Origin of the sequence: Parendozoicomonas verongulae, assembly GCF_009711465.1 — a bacterium.
GTDB lineage: Bacteria > Pseudomonadota > Gammaproteobacteria > Pseudomonadales > Endozoicomonadaceae > Sansalvadorimonas > Sansalvadorimonas verongulae.
Genome location: NZ_SMME01000842.1, coordinates 1 through 23,473, shown reverse-complemented (window position 1 = coordinate 23,473; position 23,473 = coordinate 1). Strand labels below are relative to the sequence as shown.

General features: G+C 50.1%; 12 protein-coding genes. 3 read left to right on the top strand and 9 right to left on the bottom strand.

Features of this window, described 5'->3' with window-relative positions; genetic code table 11:
- Both E1189_RS13415 and E1189_RS13410 read right to left on the bottom strand, forming a co-directional pair.
- Positions 1-891: hypothetical protein (locus E1189_RS13415; RefSeq protein ID WP_408014736.1), on the bottom strand; the 891-nt coding region annotated here is incomplete at its 3' end.
- A 157-nt stretch (positions 892-1,048) separates the two neighbouring features.
- On the bottom strand, positions 1,049-1,648 hold the full coding sequence (locus E1189_RS13410; RefSeq protein WP_155160838.1) for a helix-turn-helix transcriptional regulator: 600 nt from the start codon (positions 1,646-1,648) through the stop codon (positions 1,049-1,051).
- Between the two features lie 513 nt (positions 1,649-2,161).
- Between E1189_RS13410 and E1189_RS13405 the strand changes: the two genes are divergently transcribed.
- Positions 2,162-3,757 carry an ABC-F family ATPase gene (locus tag E1189_RS13405; protein ID WP_155160837.1) on the top strand — a complete coding sequence of 532 codons (1,596 nt, stop codon included), beginning with the start codon at positions 2,162-2,164 and terminating at the stop codon, positions 3,755-3,757.
- A gap of 6 nt (positions 3,758-3,763) precedes the next feature.
- Here E1189_RS13405 and E1189_RS13400 read toward each other — a convergent pair whose 3' ends face one another.
- A complete protein-coding gene (locus tag E1189_RS13400) occupies positions 3,764-5,305 on the bottom strand; it encodes a PP2C family serine/threonine-protein phosphatase (RefSeq protein ID WP_196221418.1) in 1,542 nt (513 codons plus the stop codon).
- Positions 5,306-5,524: 219 nt separating this feature from the next.
- Between E1189_RS13400 and E1189_RS13395 the strand changes: the two genes are divergently transcribed.
- Positions 5,525-6,949 (top strand): MATE family efflux transporter, encoded by a 1,425-nt coding sequence (locus E1189_RS13395; RefSeq protein ID WP_155160835.1) that lies wholly within the window; start codon positions 5,525-5,527, stop codon positions 6,947-6,949.
- Between the two features lie 47 nt (positions 6,950-6,996).
- Here E1189_RS13395 and E1189_RS13390 read toward each other — a convergent pair whose 3' ends face one another.
- Entirely contained in the window at positions 6,997-8,715 is a 1,719-nt protein-coding gene (locus E1189_RS13390) for a long-chain fatty acid--CoA ligase (protein ID WP_329602029.1), read from the bottom strand.
- Positions 8,716-8,905: 190 nt separating this feature from the next.
- Between E1189_RS13390 and E1189_RS13385 the strand changes: the two genes are divergently transcribed.
- A complete protein-coding gene (locus E1189_RS13385) occupies positions 8,906-9,376 on the top strand; it encodes a YcgN family cysteine cluster protein (protein ID WP_155160834.1) in 471 nt (156 codons plus the stop codon).
- Here the strand turns inward: E1189_RS13385 and E1189_RS13380 are convergent.
- The 5 genes from E1189_RS13380 to E1189_RS23930 form a co-directional block, all read right to left on the bottom strand.
- Positions 9,360-10,724, bottom strand: a complete 1,365-nt coding sequence (locus E1189_RS13380; RefSeq protein ID WP_155160833.1) for a hypothetical protein — start codon at positions 10,722-10,724, stop codon at positions 9,360-9,362. The genes E1189_RS13385 and E1189_RS13380 overlap by 17 nt on opposite strands.
- Positions 10,725-10,863: 139 nt before the next feature.
- On the bottom strand, positions 10,864-11,850 hold the full coding sequence (gene acuI, locus E1189_RS13375; protein ID WP_155160832.1) for an acrylyl-CoA reductase (NADPH): 987 nt from the start codon (positions 11,848-11,850) through the stop codon (positions 10,864-10,866).
- Positions 11,851-11,979: 129 nt separating this feature from the next.
- Positions 11,980-13,935 carry a RecQ family ATP-dependent DNA helicase gene (locus E1189_RS13370; protein ID WP_155160831.1) on the bottom strand — a complete coding sequence of 652 codons (1,956 nt, stop codon included), beginning with the start codon at positions 13,933-13,935 and terminating at the stop codon, positions 11,980-11,982.
- A gap of 49 nt (positions 13,936-13,984) precedes the next feature.
- Positions 13,985-19,525, bottom strand: coding sequence for a hypothetical protein (locus E1189_RS13365; protein WP_155160830.1), 5,541 nt, complete (start codon positions 19,523-19,525; stop codon positions 13,985-13,987).
- Positions 19,526-19,743: 218 nt separating this feature from the next.
- Positions 19,744-23,473 (bottom strand): hypothetical protein (locus E1189_RS23930; RefSeq protein ID WP_230460388.1); only part of this gene is annotated, 3,730 nt, incomplete at its 5' end.

The following is a 23,473-nucleotide window of genomic DNA, read 5'->3' as shown; positions in this document are numbered from 1 at the left end:
AGGCTTGTCGTAGTACTCATCCAGCTCCAGCTCCGTATAAATTTTGCCAATACGCAGGCGAGGGCCGTACTTATAATTCTGCAGCATACCCATACGGTTAACTTCACCAAGACCGGCAGCAATGGCATAAGGCACATTCAACCCTAACCCATTGAGTGCTGGAGCGGCTTTGTATCCCAGATGGTTGAGGTATGCGGTCATATGGGTGAGGACATAGGTTAAGCCCGAGTATGCATTACTGGCTGTGGCATCGGCAATCTGACTGGGGGTTGTAGCCAGTGCTTCATAATCCATTTCCCAAGCCACGACAATAACGGTTTTAGGGTTAAAGTCTGGCAAGGCTTCCTCCCATGGCAATGTTTCATGGCCACTGCTTCCAGGAACGATCACATCAGAGTAATCCCAGCGCTCATCGTGCCGGGTTATGCCGACAAGGTCTGCGCCAAAGTGGCGTGACGCTCGTTTAAGCTGTGCATGGGCAGTTGTTGCATCTGGAAATTTATAAGGTACAGGCAAGCTCTTATGGGCTTGATGAACGGTGTTCATACTTATGCTGGGGTTTACCCAAAGTGATGTCGACGCCAGACTGAGTGCAAATTCAGAAGAGCTAAAACCAGGGCGGCTATCGTCAAACTTGGAGTTTGTGTAAGGGATTCCTTTGCGTTCATCTATATAAAATACATTGTTGTATTGATTAAAACGCTTGTATTCCGGGCTTATATCGTAAGGGATATCATCGTGAACCTGAGTTCCAAAGCCTCCCTCATTAGCCTTGGCTGACAGCGGAGCTGTAGCGGCAAGTGCGGCAGTTCCCGCAACTCCTAACTTTAAGAGATTACGGCGATTCAGTCTGGGTTCATTCACCCCGGACTCAGCATTCATTTTATCCACGTGTACTTCCACCTAGATCGAAATTTTTATTACGTGGCGTATTATTGTTCAACTCACCAGAAGCTTTACTATGAAAAATACCAGTATTTTCGCTCTATCTGTCAGCGTTCTGTATACATATTGCAATATTATGGGAAGTGCTTTCTGAGTTGATATTTTACTGGATAACCTTTTTTCTCATCAGCTCAACCAGCATATGGGAACGGTTTCTGGCTCCAAGAATCTTTCGCAAGTGGTCGAGGTGATACTGTACACCTGATTCTGTAACGCACAGTTTCTTTGCGGTCTCTTTGGTTGTAAAACCGTCGGCAAAGGATTGCGCAACCTGCAATGATCTGGGGCAAAAAATAGAACGGGAAAAGAAAATATTGAATTCCCGGCCTTGGCCATTATACCACTCGTCAAACAGACTGTTGCCAATGAACTGAATGTCTTCCTGATGAAGAGATGTAAGCCCTTTTAGCTCTATTGGGGTCAACTTCGGAGAGTAGAAGATAACCACAAAAGTGTGATGAGAATGAACTGTAGAGGTGACAGGGATAATTAAGGCACCCTTCAGTCTCAGCAGAGCAGAGACATCATTATTTTTTGATATCCGGCAGTAATTGTCATACACGAAAGGGGTGGTTTCTGTCACCATCCGAGGGATATTGTGATCATAAGGGTTGTAGTACTGTCCGGTTTTTTCTAATGGAAGGGTGACAGGCAGGGTTGTTTTAAGGATATCCAGTGTCATGGTGTCTTTTTTTGAAAACAAGCCATGCTTGTGTCCCAGAGGTTTTACTCCAGCATAAATTGTGTAATAGATGCCGATTTTCTTAAAGATATCCTGCTGTGAACTTGACCAGTGAGATGCCTGACTTTCTAACACCTTAGATATGTACCCGTATGAATCATCAACCAAAAGTTAAGATTGGTATCTGTTACTAAAACAGTAAAACCCTTGTCCTCCCATGTGAGAATTTTGGTCGTTTCACTCCTCTTGTTCCATTGATTTATATCACGGATTCACAGAATAACTGGGGCGTAGCCAGCCGGAGCATTGTCAGCTTGTTTTGGAAAAACTGGGCTGTTTGTCCATGGGGAACCCCAGTTTGTGCTTTTGTCATGCCCCTCTCATGGGTGGGGCTTAATGTCAGGCTCCCAAGGGACTGTTGAAACAGCCAGAGTGACAAATCAGTGCTTTAATTACGGAGTTGCCTGTTTTGCGCAGAGATTGTAGGCTGCGCGGCTTTTATTTACAGAATCACTCAGCGGGTGGACCAACACTTTGATCACAACAGCTAACATCACCATGCAATTCTCGGACAAGCCTCTGTTCGAGGATATCTCCGTCAAGTTTGGTGACGGCAACCGCTATGGCCTGGTTGGTGCCAACGGTTGCGGCAAATCCACTCTGATGAAAATTCTCGGTGACGAGCTGGAACCTTCAGCCGGTTCTGTGTCCCTGGCCCCTAACACCCGCATGGCTAAGTTGAATCAGGATCAGTTCGCATACGAAGAGTACAGCGTGGTTGATACTGTTCTTATGGGGCACGCTGAACTGTGGAAAGTGAAGGCAGAGCGTGATGCCATTTATGCCAAGGGCGACATGACTGAAGAAGAAGGCATGCGTGTGGCTGATCTGGAAGTGCAGTTTGGTGAGATGGACGGTTACTCCGCCGAAGCCCGTGCCGGTGAATTGTTATTGGGGCTGGATATTCCACTCGATCAGCACTACGGCCTGATGAGCGAAGTGGCTCCCGGTTGGAAGCTGCGCGTACTGCTGGCACAGGTGCTGTTCGCTGATCCAGACATCATGCTGCTGGACGAACCTACCAACAACCTGGACATCAACGCAATCCGCTGGCTGGAAGGTGTGCTCAAACAGCGCGACTGCACCATGATCATTATTTCTCACGACCGCCATTTCCTTAATAGCGTCTGCACCCATATGGCGGATCTGGATTACGGAGAACTGCGCATGTTCCCCGGCTCTTACGATGAGTACATGACAGCCGCAGAGCAGGCTCGTGAACGTATGCAGGCAGATAATGCCCGCAAGAAGGCACAGATTGCCGAACTGCGTACCTTTGTAAGCCGCTTTTCTGCCAACGCATCCAAGGCCAAGCAGGCGACATCTCGGTTGAAGCTGATCGACAAGATCAAACTGGATGAGTTGAAGCCATCCAGCCGGCAAAGCCCGTTCATCCGTTTTGATCAGGAAAAGAAACTGTTCCGTAACGCACTGGAAGTCACCAGCATGGCTCAGGGTTATGACGAAACCCTGTTCAAAGATGTGAACATGCTGGTGGAGGTGGGTGAGCGCATCGCCATTATCGGCCAGAACGGTATTGGTAAAACCACCCTTCTGCATACACTGGCAGAGCAAATGGCTCCGAAGGCCGGTGAAGTGAAGTGGTCGGAAAATGCCAGCATTGGTTACTATGCCCAGAACCACAGTGCCGATTTTGAAAAGGATATGACGCTGTTCGACTGGATGAGCCAGTGGCAGAATGAAGGGGAAGATGAACAGACCATTCGCGCTACTCTTGGCCGTATGCTGTTCTCCCAGAACGATATCAAAAAGTCTGTAAAAGTGATTTCCGGTGGTGAGCAGGGACGTATGCTGATTGGTAAGCTGATTCAGCAGCGCCCTAACATTCTGCTGATGGATGAACCTACCAACCACATGGACATGGAAAGTATCGAAGCTCTCAACCTGGCATTGGAAAACTACCCCGGCACCTTGATTTTCGTATCCCACGACCGCCAGTTCGTATCCTCACTGGCGACACGGATTATTGAGATTACCGATAAGGGTGTCACAGACTTCCACGGTAACTACGATGATTACCTGAAGAGTCAGGGCATTGTAGAAGAGTAACTCCTTTTATCCGATAAACGATGTTACCACTGTCGTATTATCCGGGAACAGCGAATCTTCATTGTCAGGGCCGGCCTGAAGGATCAGGTCGGTCAATGTCCGGGAAACTTTCTCTGGGCTATAGCCCCAGGCCCTCATAATATGCGCAAGCTTACCGATTTGGTCGGAGGTCGCGTAGTCACATACCCCATCGGATACCACCAACAGAGTACACCCTTCAAAATTGTTGTAGCTATCTCCATCCAGGCGGGTAATTTTAGGCCGGGCGGTGTGGCCTCTTTGATCACCATTGCCAAGGGTTCTTGCAACGGAAAGCTGCCCCCCCACACGTAAAATGCCATCCCAGCCAAACAGTACATTTGATTCTCGCTTTTCGATAGAAGATACAAACTTTCCGTTGTCAGGTTTGGCATCTTCGGTTAACTGCATGACCTGACCATCACCTTTTACCAGAATAATACGACTGTCGCCTGTATTGGCTGCCCATAGGCTATTGTCGATTTTCATCGCCATGGCTGCGGCTGTGCCGGAGATCTGGCCTTCTGGGTGTTCTTTTATTGCCAGGCTGGCATCCACAAAGCCAATCTTGAGTGCGTTCCAGATACCGGCCAAACGATGCTTATCATCACAGTATTGATGCAGGCGATCCTGAATATGTCCGGGAAGGCTGATGCCAACAATCTGTGCACATCTACCGCCTCTGTGTCCATCGAATACAGCAAGCATGTCTGCCGTGTAGGTGATGCCATTCAGCTGATAGGGGAGCTTACCTGTTGTGATCACATCTTCATTACGTTTACGTCGCCCTTTGGTGTTTGCCCAGGCTGTATTGGGTAGTTCGGATTGGCCACTGCGTATAGGCATAAACTCACAGGGCTCTTTATCAGGGTTTGCCAGAAATTGAGTGCTGAGACCCTCAAATTTCTGATATTTGGAGTGCGGGTCTGCAGCTTCGATTGCAATCACTTTCTGTTGCTGTAAAGCATCTTTAAGGGTGGTTTGCAGTTTTGAGCGGACTTTCTCAGCTTCCGTAACAACTCTGTACTCATGATTCAGGTAAAGGTCTGGATTTGTGTAAACCTTCACAACCTCCCTGCAGTTCGCGATGCGCAGAAGCTCTGTGAGTCGGCCATCCCAAGTCTCAGGGGGTGGGCGGTAAAGCTCATAGCTTTGTCCTGGGGCTATATCATCCGGTGCGTCATTTTCGGCATCTCTATCCTGGTCAGCATCTGCTGGCGATACAGTGGATGTTCTCGGCCCTATGGGAACTTTCAATGTGACAACAGGAGGTCTGGCTGCCGTTTTTTTTGCGTCAGCATAAGCCATGGAGCCGGTAGTCAGAATCCCCATGGATGCAGCGCCAATCATACCGCCAGTACAAGCTGATCGCACACTTTGTCCTTTGAATATGCCATAAGTCGCTCCAATCGCTGCACCAAGGACTGAGCCGGTGATCATCAATCCCGTTCTAGGCTGGGCCGGAGTTGTTTCTGAGGTCCCGTAGAGATGAGCGTATGGAAATGAGGTGGAAGCCAGTTGTGATGCCATAAACCTGTACCTGTCGTCATTGTTATTCATGTTTATTAAGACAACAGAACGGACAGTTTGTCTGACAGGTCATCGGGTTCTGCCAACATTGCTGACATGGCTGTTAGTCTGGCTGACAATTGCTGGAGGTGTAAGTAAAACTACGAATCATTCCAAGGGGGCAAGTCTAATACCATAGATCAATTAAAATTGCCCTATAAACAAAAAGTCCGCTTGTTAATGCCAATCTCTCATTCCCTGTTTACTCGCTACAGGGCAGAGGCGAAGAAGCTGTTGATTCTTTCTCTGCCTATTATCGGTGCCCAGATGGCGGCTGCCGGTATGACCTTCGTCGATGTCAGTATGGCAGGGCAATACTCGTCTCTCGATCTGGCGGCTGTGGCTATTGGTTCCAGTATCTGGGGGCCGGTCTATTACCTCATCCGTGGCGTGCTGATGTCGATTACTCCCATTGTTGCCCAACAGTTTGGTGCACAGGATTATCGTGGAATTCGCCATAAAACCCGTCAGGGTATCTGGGTTACGATCATTATGATGTTCCTGGGTTTGGCCGTGGTGATGTCCCCAGGTGCGGTGCTGGATCTGCTTAATGTAAATCCGGACATTTCGGCTTTGGCGCAGCAGTATCTCCATGCACTGGCGTTTGGTATTCCGGGGATGTGCCTTTATCAGTTAATGGCCAGTTACTGTGAAGGGTTGTCTGACACGCGTGCTCCGATGTTTGCGGGTATTGCTGCGCTGCTGGTGAATATTCCTGCTAACTATGTACTGATTTACGGAAAGTTTGGCCTGCCTGCCCTGGGGGGTGTGGGCTGTGGTTATGCGACAGCCATCTGCTTTACCCTGATGACCGTCATTATGTTCATTTACATCCGAAACAGCCCCAGGCATGAACGCACCAGCCCATTCAATCGCTATGAAGGCCCAGTGTGGAGTGATATTCGTGAGCACCTGACTCTGGGCTTACCAGTGGGGGCAGGGTTGTTTATTGAAACCACTATATTTGCCGTTATTGCACTGCTGATTGGCAAGCTCGGTGTTGAAGTGGTTGCCGGACACCAGGTGGCACTGAACGTAGCCAGCCTTGTGTACATCATTCCCGTTAGTCTGGGGGCGGGTGTCACTATTTTGGTGGGTCAGCATCTGGGAGCTGAGAAACCTGTGGAGGCTTCTTTCTCCAGTTTTACCGGTATCTTTACGGCTATCGTGTGTGGCACTTTGATGGCCGTGTGTATCGTTAGTTTTTCTGAGCAGATTGCCGGTTTGTATTCCCGTGATTCAGGTGTGATCCATCTCGCCGCTCAGCTGATGTGGTTTGCGGCGGCTTATCAGATTAGCGATTCCATTCACCTGGTTGCTGTGGGCGCCCTGCGTGGGTATAAGGATACCCGTGTGCCGATGTTTGTTCTTATGTTTGCCTGCTGGGTGATTGCCCTGCCATTAGGTTATACACTGGGCCTGACGGACACATTTGTGGGTGCTATGGGGCCCTATGGTTTCTGGATCGGTTTGATTACAGCGCTGACCATGTCAGCTGCGCTGAATTTCTGGCGCTTGTGGAAAATCAGTCGCCGTTGGGTAAGAACAGGAGATAAGGTACAGCAGCCTTATGCCGGGGCAGAGCCAGTGGGGCAAGCTGCATAAGTACTCCAGCCATTGTTTTCGCATAGTCTGGCGGTGTATTGGTATAGCTACATAAACAGCCCGGAGTGATGAACTTTTTTCTCCGGGCTTTTTCCCTTGGTGTGGTGGTTGTTTTGCAGGTAGCGATCAATTTCGCTCCTTAGTTGTGATTTGACGACCTTGCCCGTTGCTGTATGAGGCAGTTCGCTGACAAAGACAACTTTGTCAGGGAGCATCCATCCTGGAAGTTTATCCTTATACCAGTTGAGCAAGTCTTGCTCTATGACAGTGCTGCCCTGCTTTTTCACGGCAATTACTAGCGGACGTTCTCCCCATTTCTTATCCGGCATAGCAATGGCCGCCGCTTCAACAATATCCGGATGGGCCATAGCCAGATTTTCCAGCTCTATGGAACTGATCCATTCGCCACCGGATTTGATCATGTCCTTAGCTCTGTCGGTAATCCTGAGATAACCCTGCTGATCAATGGTGGCTATATCTCCCGTATTGAGCCAACCCTCTTTGTCGTGAGAAGAATGGGCACTGGTTTCATTCTCATCCCCAACCGGACCTAAATACCCACGACAAACGGCGTAGCCACGTACATACAAAAAGCCTGGAGTTTTGCCATCATGGGGAACCGTTTGCCCGACGTCGTCTTTCAATTTCATCTCCACGCCAAAGGCCGGGCGCCCCTGCATACAGCGCAGGTCCATACGTTCGTCGTAGCTTAAATCTGTGCGCACTTCTGCCTGATTGAGTGTACCCAGCGGGCTTAATTCCGTCATTCCCCAGAGGTGTACGGTGTCAACCCCGTATTGGCGTAAGAACGTATCCATAAGATGGCGGGGGCTGGCTGTGCCGCCGGTGTATATGCGAATAAGACTGTCTACGCTTTTGCCGCTGGTTTCCAGATAGTGCAGTAACGCCAGCCAGATGGTTGGTACACCAAAACCGACGGTGACTTGCTCCAGCTCGATCAGTTCCTGCAGCAGCTCTCCATTTCCCATATGGGGGCCGGGTAAAACGATTTTGGCACCTGCCATTGCCGCAGAGTAGGGTACACCCCAGGCGTTCACATGAAACATGGGCACTACGGGCATGACTGTATCCATTTCACTGAGGCCGATGGAGGCCGAAAGGTTGCACATCATAGTGTGCAATACTGTGCTGCGATGGCTGTAGAGCACCCCTTTTGGTCGGCCCGTAGTGCCGGATGTGTAGCACAGAGAGCTGGCAGATGTTTCCGGAAACTCGGGCCATTCGTACTTATCACTGGCAGGAGCCAGAAGCGTTTCATAAGCGATAGCTCTTGGCAGGTCGGTGATTGTACCATCCTCTTCATCCATGAGAATGACAAAGCCTTTGACGTTAGGGATATCCGGCAGAATGGTTTCCAGCAAAGGCATAAAGTTGATAGACGTAAACAACCAGCTATCTTCAGCGTGATTAATAATGTAGGTGATTTGCTCTGGTGTCAGCCTCGGGTTAATGGTGTGGCACACGCTGCCAGAGCAGGCCACGGCGTAGTAGATTTCCAGATGGCGATAATCATTCCATGCCATGGTAGCAATGCGATCACCGGGACGAATGTTTAACTCTTCCAGTGCGTTGGCCAGTTTGCGTGCTCGTCGGAAGGTTTCTCCGTAAGTTGTCCGGTGATAGGTCCCCTTGCCGGTTACGGAGACAATCTCCTGATCCGGACAGGTGCGTTCGGCGTGGAGAAGAATATCCCTGATAAGAAGGGGGCGGTCCATCATAATGCCGGTCAGAAGAGAGGAAGACACAGTGCTGTCCTGTTTTTAAGTGTAGTGAAGCAAGTGCTCAAGTTGTGATTGCTAAAAGAAAGGGTTGCTACGAAAAGTAGTTGTCGATTTCATAAACTCAAGCACCAATACGGACTGTGCCTGCCAGACGCAACTGACGTATGATGTGCAATCTCTTGCGCTCGCGTATTTCTCATTTTAAGTAAGATCTATGTCTCAATCCGACAGCCCTGTGAAAAACTCCGCTGCCCCTTTCTGGCACACCAAGACGCTGGCCGAGATGACTCGGGAAGAGTGGGACTCCCTTTGTGATGGCTGCGGACGCTGCTGCCTGAACAAGGTGATTGACGATGATGATCGTATTCACACCACCGCCGTAGCCTGCAAACTGCTTGATTTGAACAGTTGCCAGTGCAAAGACTTTACCAACCGCTGGCACTATGTACCGGACTGTATCCGTTTCACTCCAGACAACCTGCAGGAAAACCTGAAGTGGTTGCCGGACAGTTGCGCCTACCGACTTTTGCTGGATGGTTACGATTTACCTGAGTGGCACCCACTGGTGACCGGTGATCGTAACAGCGTTCATGAAGCCGGGTTCTCTGTTCGGGGCATGGCTGTATCCGAAGAAGAGTGGCCAGACCCCGATGAGTGGCACCAGCTGATTATTGTGACAGAGTAACCAAGCCAGAGTGGGGGGCGATCACCGCTTTCAGCTCCTCTTCTCCGAAGAGGATACGTTTAACATTCTCTTCTCTTACCAGCTCCCGGAAACTCAGGGGGGATTCAGACGTCATTGTTTCCTGTTCCCGAAGCTCTTGTGCACTCTGCAACACATCCAGAATCAGAGGAAGCATCTTGGCAACAGTGCGGTCAAGCCCACCACCTTCTATACCACTGGCCAGCAGTGCGGGCAGGTACATCGGTGTGGCTTCTGGCTTCACGGTGAACTGTTGGGTTGCATGGTGAATCCATCGGTCCTGATCCTCTTGTGAGAGTTGGTCAAAGGCTTTCACCAGTTTTTCCCCATGTTCGGGAGTGTAAATCCGTGTCTGTGCAGCCAGCAGAGCGATGGCCAGACCGCGATCATCCTGTGGAAAGTTCAGCTTTTGGGCTCGGGCGGTAATGTAGGTGCTGAGCTCCAGTGGAGAATCGGGGGTGTTGCTGTGTTCTTTAGTCGCATGGTAAATGTCATTGAGTGCATCAAAGATATTCTGGTTCAGGTAAACAGAGCCTTTGGGGGCCATATGTCCCTGGAAACCTGAAAGGTTAACTACCCAGTGGGCGATCCACAGGTGTCTGCTTCCCTGACAGTCTTCAGTACAGTCCAGCTGACGGAAAGATTCGAACATGCGCTGAGAGCCTTCGGCATAAAGCATATGGCGAAGGTTGGCATTGGGGAGGAAGGTGACCTTGAATTTCTCAGCCGCATCAGGGAAGCGGGTTATCACGCTGCGAACCAGTGGGTAGATAGCGCCAGCATGGGGAGCGGTTTGCGAAAGAAACTGGTTGCTGTCTTCCGGCAGGTCGTCCAGCAGTACATCAGCTCTCTCTATTGCTTTTGGTGAGAGGGCTACCGCAGTGATAATTGCCGAGGTTTTCAGTATCTCGTACGACTCTTCATCCATCTCCTGTATTAGCCGGGACAACTTTTGAAAACTGCTGTAGGACAGAAACAGGGGTTCTTCCGAAAGCTGAGGCTGAACGAAGGTGCGATAGTCCTTCTCCTTACCGGAGCGGAGCAGTTGCAGGTTATAAAGCCGTGCCAATGCCCGAGGCACTTCCCGGTGAATCGTTATAGTTTTACCGTTCGTGCGGTACGTCACGTTCATTTCTTGAGTCTGTGCCGGGTTGTCCAGCACCCAGCTCAGCTGACTGATCTGTTCATCGGTGATATCAAGGGCTGTTCCGTAGATTTCACTGATAAAGTGCTGAATCTTCTGGATAGAAGTATCCTCTGCTGGCAGGTTCGCCAGCAGGGTGAATAACATCACTAGCCCCGGTGCCAGTAGGGAAGATTTCAATTTCATCGCCGTATTCTCTTTCAGACGCGCCAGAAGCACAATTTTTGGGAGTGATGAGAGGATAGACTCTGATTGGAAAGATTGGGTACTTATAACACCCCTGCGACTGATAGCAGCAGGGGGGGGAAAAGGAGGTGTGTTTCTTTCAAGTCCCTATAATTTTAACCAGTACCCTGCCTGTCACCTGACCGTTGGTGATAGCTTCCGCCTGCTCTGCAACCTCTTCCAGAGACACAACCCTGGTAGCCTGTTCATAGTAAGAGGCAGGCACCAGTTCAACAAGACGGTTCCAGGCAGCGGTACGGCGTTCCAGAGGACACATAACGGAATCAACACCCTGCAGATTCACACCCCTAAGAATGAAAGGCATAACCGTGGTGGGCAGATCAAAACCACCGGCCAGACCGCAGGCCGCAACAGTGCCTCCGTAGTTCACCTGAGACAGCACATTCGCCAGTAACTGGCTGCCAACAGTATCAACTGCGCCAGCCCAGAATTGTTTGTCCAACGGGCGGCCTTTTTCGGTGAACTGGCTGCGGGGGAGTACACGGCTGGCGCCCAGAGATTCTAGTAGAGGCGTGTTTTGTTCACGGCCAGATACGGCTACAACTTTATAATCCAGTTTGGCCAGCAGGTTTACAGCGACGCTGCCTACACCGCCGCTGGCGCCGGTGACCAGAATTTCACCATCTTCCGGCTTAACACCGGCATCTTCCAGTGCCATTACACAGAGCATGGCCGTGAGGCCAGCGGTGCCGATGGCCATAGCTTTCTGGCTGTCCAGGCCTTCTGGCATTTTTACCAGCTGGCTGGCTTTTACACGTGCCTTGCCCGCCATGCCGCCCCAATGGTTTTCGCCTACGCCCCAGCCTGTCAGGATAACTTTATCGCCTGCTTTGAAGGTGTCAGTTTCGCAGTGGGCTACGGTACCGGCAAAGTCAATGCCAGGAACCATGGGGAAATTGCGGATGATTTTGCCTTTGCCGGTGATGGCGAGGCCGTCTTTGAAGTTCAGGGAGGAGTAATCCACATCAACGAGAACATCGCCATCTGGCAAGTCGGAGACGTCTAGTTGCTTGATAGACGAGAGAGTTTTTTTCTCCTGCTGTTCCAGTACCAGTGCCTTGAACATACGATATTCTCCAAGTGTTGATCGGTAAAATCTGTCGCTTAGGATGGTAGACCAGTATAGAATTGTAAATAGTTGAAAAAACTTAACTTTTTTGAGCGGTTGACTCTGCAGTGCTTGGGTACTTACAGGCTATTTAAGCGAGACAAACTCCCTGACTTTGCCATAAGGCCAGGCCGCTAAAACCCCAAATCCAGCCAGACTCCGTGCTCGAATCTTTTGAAAAACAGGTTCGGGAATTCCACTTAAAAACCGCACACAGGTGTCAACAGTGGGAGTAAACCCAAGTTTTTGCTGAAGGGGTTCCAGCAACGCCGCAATATTCACACTCTCCGGTACAGGCTGCAAAGGCACTGGCGGAAATGCCACAGCCACGCCCCGACAGGCGGAGCAGTGGCCGCAATGCCGGGGGGCGTGATTATCGCCAAACCATTGGGCTAGCTGGGAAGTTAAACACTCCTCGCTTTCAAATAGTGCGATCATGTCGTGTATGCGGCGTATCTCACTCCGCTCTTTCTTCACAAAGAGTTGGTGCAGGGTTTCGGTGAGCTCGTTCAGCACAAAGTGGTTGCCCACTACCTGATACACCTCAGTCATCTGTTTGCTTTCCAGCACGATCCAGTTCTTTTCCTGAAAGTAATCCAGTGCTTTGATAACCCGGCTGCGATCAGCCTGACCTCCGCCCATGACATAGCTTTGGCAAAAGCTGTCGATATCCAGAGTGCCCCAGATGCGAGCCATGCGCACATGACGAAGCAGTGCCTGTACAAACTGTTTACGCTCGCCGTCAAAGTATTCGGCCAGCTCATGGGGTTGAATCACATACTGCAGACGATATTCAGCAAAGTAGCTGTACTGCGGGCGAATAACACCGTGCATGTCCAGATACACCAGCAGGGTTTTCAGGGGCAGCTGTCGAATATTGCTGGCTGTGGAGAGCGGATGGAGTTGCACTTCCCATTGGTTGCCTGCATCCCTAATCAGATGCAGCACCTGCTTGATGCTTTCTGCGCTGGGCGTGTCGCCATACACAAAGTTTTCCAGCACAGTAAGATTGTCACGGCTGCCGAGTACCAGACATCGTGAAGGTAATCCATCACGCCCTGCACGACCGATTTCCTGACTGTAATTTTCTACAGATTTGGGCAAATCATAGTGGACTACCGCGCGGATATCGCTTTTATCAATACCCATGCCAAAGGCGATGGTTGCAACAATACATTTATAGCGGTTGTCCATAAATGCCTGCTGAACACGGTCTCGTTCATCCGAGGTCATACCGGCATGGTAGGCGACGGCGTTAATGCCGTTGTCCCGCAGGACGTTTGCCAATGTATCGGCCGTTTTTTGCTGGGTGACATAGACGATGGTGGCGTCATAACGGTGAGGTACGAGGAAGTTCAGCAATTCCTGATCACGGTTGTTTTGATCCACCGACAATACAGACAAATCTAAATTCGGACGGTAAAAGCCAGTTGCCACAATATCATGGCTGGCAATGGAGAATTTCTGTCGCATATCCTCCATCACTTGCGGTGTGGCTGTCGCCGTTAATAGCAAAGCTTGAGGAATATGAAACTCTTTTTGATAATCCGGCAGTTTCAGATAATCGGGACGGAAATTATGTCCCCATTCGGAAATGCAGTGAGCTTCATCCACAACCAGTAAGGAAATCGGAACACGGCTGATAAACTGCCGAAAGCGTTCGTTTTTCAAACGCTCAACCGACACCATCAGGATTTTGATTGTACCATTGCGTACTCCCTGCATGATCTGGCGGGTTTCGTCGCTATTGCGGGTGGAGTCAATACTGGCGGCGCGAATATTGCGACTCTTAAGAAAATCCAGTTGATCCTGCATTAGCGCCAACAGAGGAGAGACCACCAGAGATAAGTGGGGCAGTTGCAGAGCCGCCAGTTGATAGCACAGAGATTTCCCTGATCCTGTTGGAAAGATTGCTGCAGCAGAGCGCCCCTCTATGATGGTCTGGATCACCTGCTCCTGACCATCGCGGAATCCGTTGAAACCAAACCATTCCTGTAAGCTTTTCTGTAGGGGAGAAGTGTGTTGATTCCCGGACGGTGTCATTCCCTTAATTCCTGTCGGTAGGCTTGTGAATGGAACTGGGCAGTTTAATTCATTGATCGTTTTCGTTGAAGTCGTCGCTTTCTGTAATTCCTCTTAGCAAGTACGCTTTGGCCACTGCAGCGGCGCCCCTGGCTGCACCTTCCGGCTGATCAGTTACAGAGTCTGAAGAGGTCAACTGCTGTTCATAACTGAAGAGAAGTTTCCAGTGAGCTGCTATTGATTGTTGCGTCAGGTTCTGCGGTTCTTGAAGTGTGAGGGGCTTCCGGTTGATATGGGCGGATATCACGCTCTCATGTATGGTGTTGCGATAGTGTTCGTCCGCTTTTTCACCTGGAAGCTCGCACGTTGAAAAAGGTGGCCTGGTGTGTGTCTTCTCCCACCATTTCAGCTCGCTACGGCCCATCAGTACCGGAAGCTCCCACCAGGAGTTTTCTTTGGTGTGCCAGAGGAGGAAATATTCTTTCTGCTCCTTAGTCAAACCTTGCAACCCAGGGATATAAGGTATTGCCCGATGACCACTCTCGCTCGGGGCAAAAACCTCTTTCAGCACAGGCTGCAGTGTATGATGTACCCAGTGCTTGTATTGAGGATTCCATGTTTTCATAGATAAAAAATGCGTTGTCCACTGGTGCAGCAAGGGTTTGGGTAATGTATGACAGGAAGCAATGTCGAATAATTCTCTAGCCTTGTTGACCTTAATATTGTCCTGACAAATGCTGATCATCAGATTCAATGTGCTCACTAAATGAGGGTTATGGGTTTTTTGCTCGAGTTCTTCAAGGGCAGGAATCACATCCTTACTCAGCAGGTCGTAAGTGGTTTTTCTTGCCCCAACGGGTTTGAGGAATAAGGTGTCCAGCAGTTCATGGATGGCTTTCGCCTCCCTTGGAAGAGGGCGGGGCGAGTCATAAGTGAATGAGACTTTGTGACGCCTGGGGCGCTGGTATTGATGCAGATACACATCCAGCATACGCTCCAACGAGAAAGGCGATTCCGGAAACAGAGCCAGGCTTGCATAGTGACGTGCGGCATCATCTATACCATATATGGCCCCCTCCAAAAGCAGGATTCCAATAAATACAGCCTGCTGATCATGCAGCTTGCCAGTGTTGCTGGCATTAATACAGATGGCTTTCAGTACACTCATATAAGGGATGATGTTTTTTTCCCTGGGGAGTGAATTCATCCTTCGTATGAAATTCATGACAGCAACAAGTTCCGAGAGACCACTGAGTTTAATAACCCCTTTTGGGGAAATCTTGCTTGTATACTCTCGAATGATGCCTCCGAGCTCGAGGGAGGTAGAGGCCTCAGGGGTTTTAATACTGCTTAGAAGCATTTTATCCAGCTGGGTGATGCTCCGTAGTTCGTCAGCCATTGCCTCTTCAGGCGTATACGATAGGGGCGTCCGGATGATGCTCCGTGGTTCGTCAGTCATTACCTCTGCTTTATCCGATGGAAGAGTAAAGGATACACTGCTGCTACTACCCGGCCTTAGCTGTTGGTAGAGTGCAACCCAGCCAGCGGTTGCTTCAATATGCGGATCCGCGGGGGTTGAGTCCTTTATACTGCAGTCCGATACCAGACATTGCTGCATCAGATACAACAGCTGCTCTGCAGGAATGACCGCTTCATTCAGAGCTTTAGCATTCTTTGGTAGCCGGGTTTTTACAATTTTCTGCAGCAGCAGTATGCCCGTACACCCTGGTTGCCACTGGAGCCAGGGTAATATGTGAGAGCCGTCACCCGGTTGCAGGCAGGCAATGCTGAGAGCTTTCCGTTCAGAGGAGATAGGCTGTGCTTTCACCTGCAGTTTATTCTGACATGCTACAAATCTTCGCATTTCCGGACTGCCACTATTGTCTATCAGTTCTTCGGCATTTTTTGCCAGCAATTCCGGCATGACATTCAGCGCACAAACAATGCTTGCCTGCAAAGACAGAGGAAGTTGAATTTGCCCTTTTGGTATTCTCAAGTCGTGTTCAACTTTAATGGCCAACTCTTCCGACAGCACTATTTTTAGATGGGACTTAATAAAAAACAGTCGTACCTTATGGGTATAATCCGGGCAGAGGTGTAACTCACTGGACAAATGCTTTAATGCTGCCAGCAAATGGCTACCCCATGCGCGGATGTTCTTCTCGCCGGAATGATTTGTAATATGCCTCAGAAACGGGTGTGACTCCAAAGGTGTAAAACCCGGGTTCAGAGTAAACTGGATACTGCGCCGTGAATGGCAGGTCAGTAGGGAGATAATGGCAGATGTTATGGCATCAGCCCGGCCACCTATCAGTTCTGCCAGCAAATCTCTAAAGGCCCCTTCAACGCCCATTGTGGCTGCAAATATCAGGTGGCTTAAGTACTGTTCATACCATTGCTGTTCGCCCTCTTTGGTGCACAGGGCCGTTAATAGGTTTGCTCGAACCAGTCGGGCATGGAGCCAGCAGGCATAGGGGTTACCGTAGTTACAGATGGCAGACTTGAGATGCACCAGAGCGTCTTTCCGGGCCTTTGGTGTAATGGTCGGCATTACCAGTTCTCTCGGGCTTTTATCAGAAAATTGAACGCCCATACTATTTAGGGCTCTGGCCACGAGACGACAGCCTGGAACGACAACAGAGTCTTCGGTTTTGGGAAGGCTCTCTTCCAATGCTTTTTGTAGCTCTTTGGGGGTGGATGGATTTTCCAGGATCATCAGGTTCACAATCAGAGTGTCCAGTTCCCTGAACTCTTTTACGACTTGTGCGGTTGCGCTGGGAAGGCAGGCCTTTAAATGTCGTGTTGTGATAACAGCCTGATGGGCTGGGGTTGTGACAGCTGTTGTTTCATCTGCCGTATCCATAGGTTGTACATCAGTCGTTGCCGTGCCCTTACCTGCTCGAGCCAGAGAGCTGAGGTGTTTCCAGTAATTGCGAAGGGCTAGCATGGGTTTCAACCAGTTGGTACCAACATTCAGTGATGGCAGGTTACGAGGCAGGCAGTGAGGCAGCCATTCACACCAGTCTTTATCAGGCTCCGCTATCAAGGTATTCAATTCTGCCTGAAAACCCTCGCAGTCGTTCATAATCATAACCTGAAGTGCTCTTGTGTAATGATTTGCTTTCACATGCTCAGGCAGAGGCAGGCTGTTGATAGTCAGGTGGGGGGCGGATTCTTTAATTCGAGCAGGCAAGCTTTGGATAAACCAGTCCAAAGCTTGAGTGTGAGTAAATTTTGACAGCTGTTTTTTTCCCAGAATTTTTAAATATTCATCACCTTTTGTAAAGTCGTCACCCAGGTGAAAAGCACAGGCCGCAACCAGTAGAGTGCGCTCCCGAATGGCAGAGGAGCTTTGTCGGCCCTGGTTGAACAATGCCTGCCCCAATGCGCACCAACTTTCTTTTGTCACTGGTGCTTTCAGGTATTGATCCAGCATTAATCCAATACTGTTTGCCATAGACAGAGGCTGACGCAAGAGGCGATGTTGGAACCGCAGGTTATGCTGGTGGCTGGTCGGGCGCTTCAGGCAGTTGTATAGCATCTTCATGGCCGCACTGACGGGAACCGGAAAAGCAGGATCAGTCAGTCCAAGATGAATCAGTTCCAGCGCGGCACCGGTTGCACCTGCTGATGCAGCCTTACTCAGGTTGCTGGCGCACTGCGACTGTAACTCTGGAAACTGTGTGCTTTGCAGAAGGCCTCGCAAATAATAAGTATAAACTGAATGGTTGACGGCTTTTGTGTTGATTGAGCGCAGTGCCTTGGAAACCCCCGGCCTGTTGAGGTCAATGTGAATGACGGGAGCGTAGTTAATAGCCTCACACCCTGTTTGTTGACCAACGCGTATTGACTTCAGTATATCGAGAAGCGTCTCGACTTCTTTACCCGGGAGTCTGGGCCGTTGACCCGGGATGCCCAGCAGGCAGTCCAGAAGCTCGGCCTCAGGTAAAGAGGGTATGGCAGGCAGACGGGGGGTACGCTCAATATGGTTTTTCAGAGCTTCATAACAGGCTGAGGGGGTTGGTGTCGAGGCGATTGGACTCTCATCGGCCGTTCTTCTGCCTGGCAGACTTCTCATTGTGGTTGTTGTATCAAGGCTTCCCTGAAACATCAATCGAGATGGCGGATCACCCGGTTCTTCCAGAGGAAAACCCCAGATGGGCTGTGGCATAGGGCGGAGGATCTCCCTTTGGGTAGAGCTTGCCGCCAGATGGTAAACCGACTCCATTTGAGGGCTGATCTTACCGGTATGTAACTCCCTTTCCAGGTCGTCAAGGGTTAGGCCCCAGCGAAACAGAATGTCATCCTTCTCATACCGTGATGATGCGTTTTCCAGTTCATTGATCAGCAGGCCTGCCTGATAGGTATCCAACGCCCTGAAGTATATTGGCGCAGGAAAGGCCTCAGCTTCTTTTCTGGGGGGCGTGTGTGCTTTGGGAGACTGGGTGTCCCTTTGGGGCTGCCCTTTCTCTTTTTTCTTCATAGCCTCACGGGGGATTTTGGGGGGCGCCACAGGTGTCACCGCCTTGCCTGCTTTAATGGCATAGGTGTCCTGTGGTAGTGGCTCCGGCTCTTGATAAGCTTCAGGGATGTCGATGGTCGGTTGAGCTGTATCAGTGGCCGGGGAAGCCATAGTCGATGGTTCGTCAGGGTTATCTGTGAAGTGAGCTTCCCAGTCAGTAAATTTTTTCAACTCCCCCGTACTGTAATGGGGTACCTGGCACAGTGCGTCTTTCAGAGCTTGTCGTTTCTCTGGGATCAAAGTGTATACGAGCTTCAGCAGATGGAGTGTAAAGTCATCAACAGTGGCTTTGTGATAGAGGCGGCGGGTAATTTCCAGATAAGTGAGCAGGAGCAGAGAGTCCTGCAGTTTGGCACGGGTTTCGGGCATGCAGCTTGGATTTTTGAGTGCCTCTTCAATAGAGTTCAGGTAGTCGATATCCGATGGTGCTTGTAAGAAGGCAGCGCTTGAACCATGGGACGTTAAAATTTTCGCCATTGGCTGGAGGGAGGCTATAGATACAAAGCGTACCAGGCGCTCCTGACTCTTTTCTATAGCCTTCAGGTTCTCAGCAGACATGGGAATGGAGTCCCCTTCTGTTGTCTGTTGTTCTTCCAGAGGGGCGGTTATATCGATACAGCTGACAGTCACCAGTTGGTCACCTTCTAGCCTCTGTATACGAATGGAGGACTGCTGAATACCTTGCTGGTAGTTTTCCTGGAAGGATGTAGAAACAGTAACTCCTGATAAATGCTTGACCTTTTTCTCCAGATAGCGGGTAAGATGAAGCCGCTCAAAGTCCGTTTTTACCCAGATATCAATATCGTTTGTATGGTAGATCTTACGTGCGGCTTCAATATCACCGTTGCAATAACGGGTTCCCAAAACTCTTTGCAGTATTCGTGAGCCAATGACTGTGTAGGCGGGGGATTTGGTTTCGGGGCAGCTGGTCTTAGACGGGACAAGCATGGGCCTGGTGTACGCAGACAGAATACTGATTAACCTCTGATCAATGTCACGATCCCCTACCGGTTTGCCACAGGTTTTAGGACGTAAATCTTCAGCCCACTGATAACGATCCCCTTCCGCGTCATGAAAACGCACGCGCACTTTAGTGCTATCCGTTGCCCCCTGCGGAAAATTGGGCGCCGCCTTTTTCTCCTGTGTACCTTTAGACTGGCCAGGTAAACTGCGGCTCCTTTGGGGCTCTAACGGTAAATCTTGATTGGGAAGCTGCTGCACGGCCGTCGTGTTCCTTTCAGAATGAGTCTTGTTAGACCGTCTGAAGTGCCTAAAAGTGGCTCCACCTAACAGCTATGACAGTATAACTAGCAGGGGCCAGCCTCACTGCTGACAGCTGTCTTTTTCCTCTTTTTCTTTTTGCCTGCTGTGGAAGGCTGGGCCGTTATGGTGCCGGCCAGGCTGATATCATCAATCTCTATGCGGAAGCGGTCGTACCAGTATTGTGCCAGTGCAAGCTCGTCTGGGTTGCTCGTAACAGGGATGCGCAGGTAACCGCCGGTCAACAGGGCATCAATAAATAATCTGTGCAGGGTGATTTGATAGTTCTCTGACAAACTGTCTCCAGGGGTATGGTAAAGGATCAAGGTATTATCTTGATAACGAGGTATTACGGTGCCAGCATTTTTATTTTGCCATTTTGTCAGTTCTGTCTGTCCCATCATCACCGGTAACTCATGCCAGCTACCTTCGCGCCTGTGCCATTGCTCGAACTTATCCCACTCTTTTGTTTGATGGGCGCTGGCTCTAATAAAGTAAGGAGTCATTCGATAGGCGGTCTTACTCTTCTTCAAGGCCAGATTCAATAGTTCTTGTTGCTTCTTATACCTGACTTTGTCTTCTTCACTGCCCCAGCTCAGTGACGAAAGATGACTCTGCCATTGATGAAGCATTGAGGCAGACATACTGGATAAGTAGTCGGCCGGAAACAGAGTGCAGCTCTGGTTTATGCCTAGCTTCTGGTGACAGTAACTGAGTAACAGGCCGATCTCAGGAGAGTAGCTTTTTGTGAATCGGGTACCCTCTCTCAAGCGCTCAAGAGCCGGTATTAACCTGTTTTTAATAATGTCAGAAACCGATTGCCCTGTTGATTGTGTTGCACTGGTGAGCGCGTTGATAATGCTTTGTTGTCCTGGAGTGACGACTACGTCTGCCGGAGTATGAATATAGACGGTATGCCGCTGGCTGCGCTGGCTTTGAAGTAAGAACATATCGAGCACGCGTTCAAGGGCGATCGGTGAATTTGTCTGAGAGAGTGCAAGGCGGGCCAGATGGTGTACTGCACAGTCGGAGCCTAACATGGCGGAATTTATATACTCGACTCCGGCTTGGGCAAGATCGAATTCTGAGGTGCATTCACCCATTCGGTGTTCCAGGCACAGGCCTTTCACCAGACAGTAATAAGGATCAATCGAGCGCTCCGGGGGAAGGCTCTGCAGCTGCCTTAATAAATTTCTGGCAGTATACGGTTCACAGAGGGGTACCACCATCAATGTATCTGGTCTGATAAATACCGCCTTCAGTATGTTTAGAAGCTCTACCAGGGGGGAGCGTGAATCCCGTTCCCGCCTTAGACTTGCGACAAATCTTTGGTCGGTTTCCAGAATTATCTGCCTCTGATCCTTCAGGTCTGTGGATGGGGTAAACAGGCTGATATCCTTAGCAGAGCTCAGAGCCTGATACATGGTGAACCAATGCACGAGATCGGCTATACAGGACTCGCGGCACTCGGGCAGAGTATCATAAGCATCTGAAAGGACGGTCAAATGCACAAAGCGTAGTAATTGCTGGTGGGGGATGATGCGGTCCCGGACATAGGTATTTTTAGGTGAGATTGACTTTTTTAGCTGCTCACCTAAAAAAATCACCTGATCACTGCCCAGTTGCCATTGCAGGTAGGAAAGCAACTTCACACATTCCTCCGGAGATGGTGTTAAACCGGCTCCCGCTGCATCAGCCCCCCTATCTGACAAGTTGCTTTTCAACATGGCTACAGACGGATGAACATGCGGACTTAGTACATCATCGTAATACTTCCGGACTGGGGGGCCAAAGTACTCCAGAGCGGTAATTATCGAGACCTGCAGTGCCATGGGAATCTCGAGCCCTGCCAACTCTTGCGGCATTGTGAGCGCCAAAGACACTTTATCGGAATCAGGGCACCTCCTGTGCAGCAGGGCATGAAGCCAGCAAATTCTAAGTTTATGATTTATATCTTTGGATAATATGGCTTCATCGATAACTACACCAAGGTTGCTGATAATGTGCCGGCACCAATCTTTGTTGTTGTTTATTTTTTTAGCACTTGTTAAGCGTTTCAGGAATTCGTTTTGCACCAGTGGCGGGAAGGCAATATCCAAAAAGAATCGTCGGGGTTTAATGAACCGACAACCAATAAATGTAGCAATGACCGTTAGCAGGGCGTCTGCACGACCGGTCAAAGCTTCGGCCAGCAGGTCGTTGGCTGCTCCTTCAATACCTATTTGAGCTGCAAACACCATGATGCTGAGATACTGCTCATACCATTCTCGCTCTCCCTGTTCTGTTGCCAGTCCGGGGAGCAGCTGAGCGCGAATCATACGGCCGTATATCCAGCAGGCATAAGGATTAGCATGGTGCTCGATGGCTTTCTGAAGCAGGCTTAGTGCCTTGGCTCGGTTTTCAGTGGAGATATCGTGGTAGCCTGGAGGGAAAAAGATAACCCGGTCGGATATATTTACTTCTGCTCCCATTAAATGAAGAGCTTCAGCGGTGAGCTGGCAACCAAGTTTAACAACACTTACAGGTTGATCGGGCTGATCACCGCCGCTGCTCAGTAACCGCAGAGCGTCTGTTAAATATAAGGCTATATCCTGGAACTCGTTGGCCACTTTCACCACACTGTCAGGGTACTCTTTTTCCAGTTGAGCATTGAGGTCGTCAGCCTTCAGAGGCCTGAGGGGGAGCGTCGGCCTGACCTGTTCTGGCTGGCACTCGGCGCTGACCGCTGTCAGAGGCCCCACTGACAGGCTTCTCACCGCAAGAAGGTGTTGGCAGTAGCTTTTAAATTTACCTTTCCCTTGTATCCAGCTCAGGTCAGTGTCGTCCGGGAGGCAGTAGGGCAGCCAGAGCAACCATTGAAACCATTGAAACTTATCTTGCCTGGCGGCGTGTTTTAACTCCTCTAGTGTTTTTGTCAGTCCGTTGTCGTCTTTAGTTAAGATATTCTGCAAGAGTGTGGCCGGGAGCCAGCTTGTCAAAAGTGCTGGTGGGTGTTGCAGGGAGTCTGGCAAGTTCATAATAAACCAGTCAAAGGCTGGGATGCAGGGCAGGGCATCTGTCTTTTTCCGACTGATTCGGCATTTCATAGCTGATGCTGTGTCCTGCCCGGCACTGTATGCGCAGGCTGCCAGCAGCAGGCATCGTTCCCGCTTATCTTGTGTTTTTTGGGAAAACAGCGATAGCTGGTGTCCCAGCTCTACCCACTGATACGGTGCCATTGGCGTATGCAGGTGTTGTTCAAGCAGGGCAATAATTTGCTCTCCCGAGTGGAAGGGGGGAGATTGCATCTGCGAATGAATGCGCAGGGGTAACTGACGATTATCCGGACGTTCGACACAGCTTTTGAGCAGTGCCATGGCAGCACTGGCCGGAATGGGGAAAGTGTCATCGATCAGGCTTTGGGAAATCAGTTCAAGTGCCGCCCCTGTGGCGCCGGCACAGGCGGCTTGAACCAGGCATTGGGCTGCTGTTGTCTTTTGTTTTTCGTCTGGTTTGTCGAGCAGCAGCAAACCCAGCAGGTAATCAGCGTAGGGGCAGTCTGAACCAGTGAGAGGCTTAATGTTATCAAGAACCAGCCTGCGCTTACGGATACCTTTCTCTAAGACCAGTAAAGGAAAGCTATTGCCCGCAAATAATCCCCAATGGCCAGCTTTAACCAGTGTTATCAGGTGTTGCCTGAGGTGAATGAAGCGATGATGATTGCCTTCTTTGGGCAAGTGCTTTTTGTCTCCGGTAAGCAAAAAAAGTGTTTGAGCCTGTTCGCTCAGTGGCGGTTGT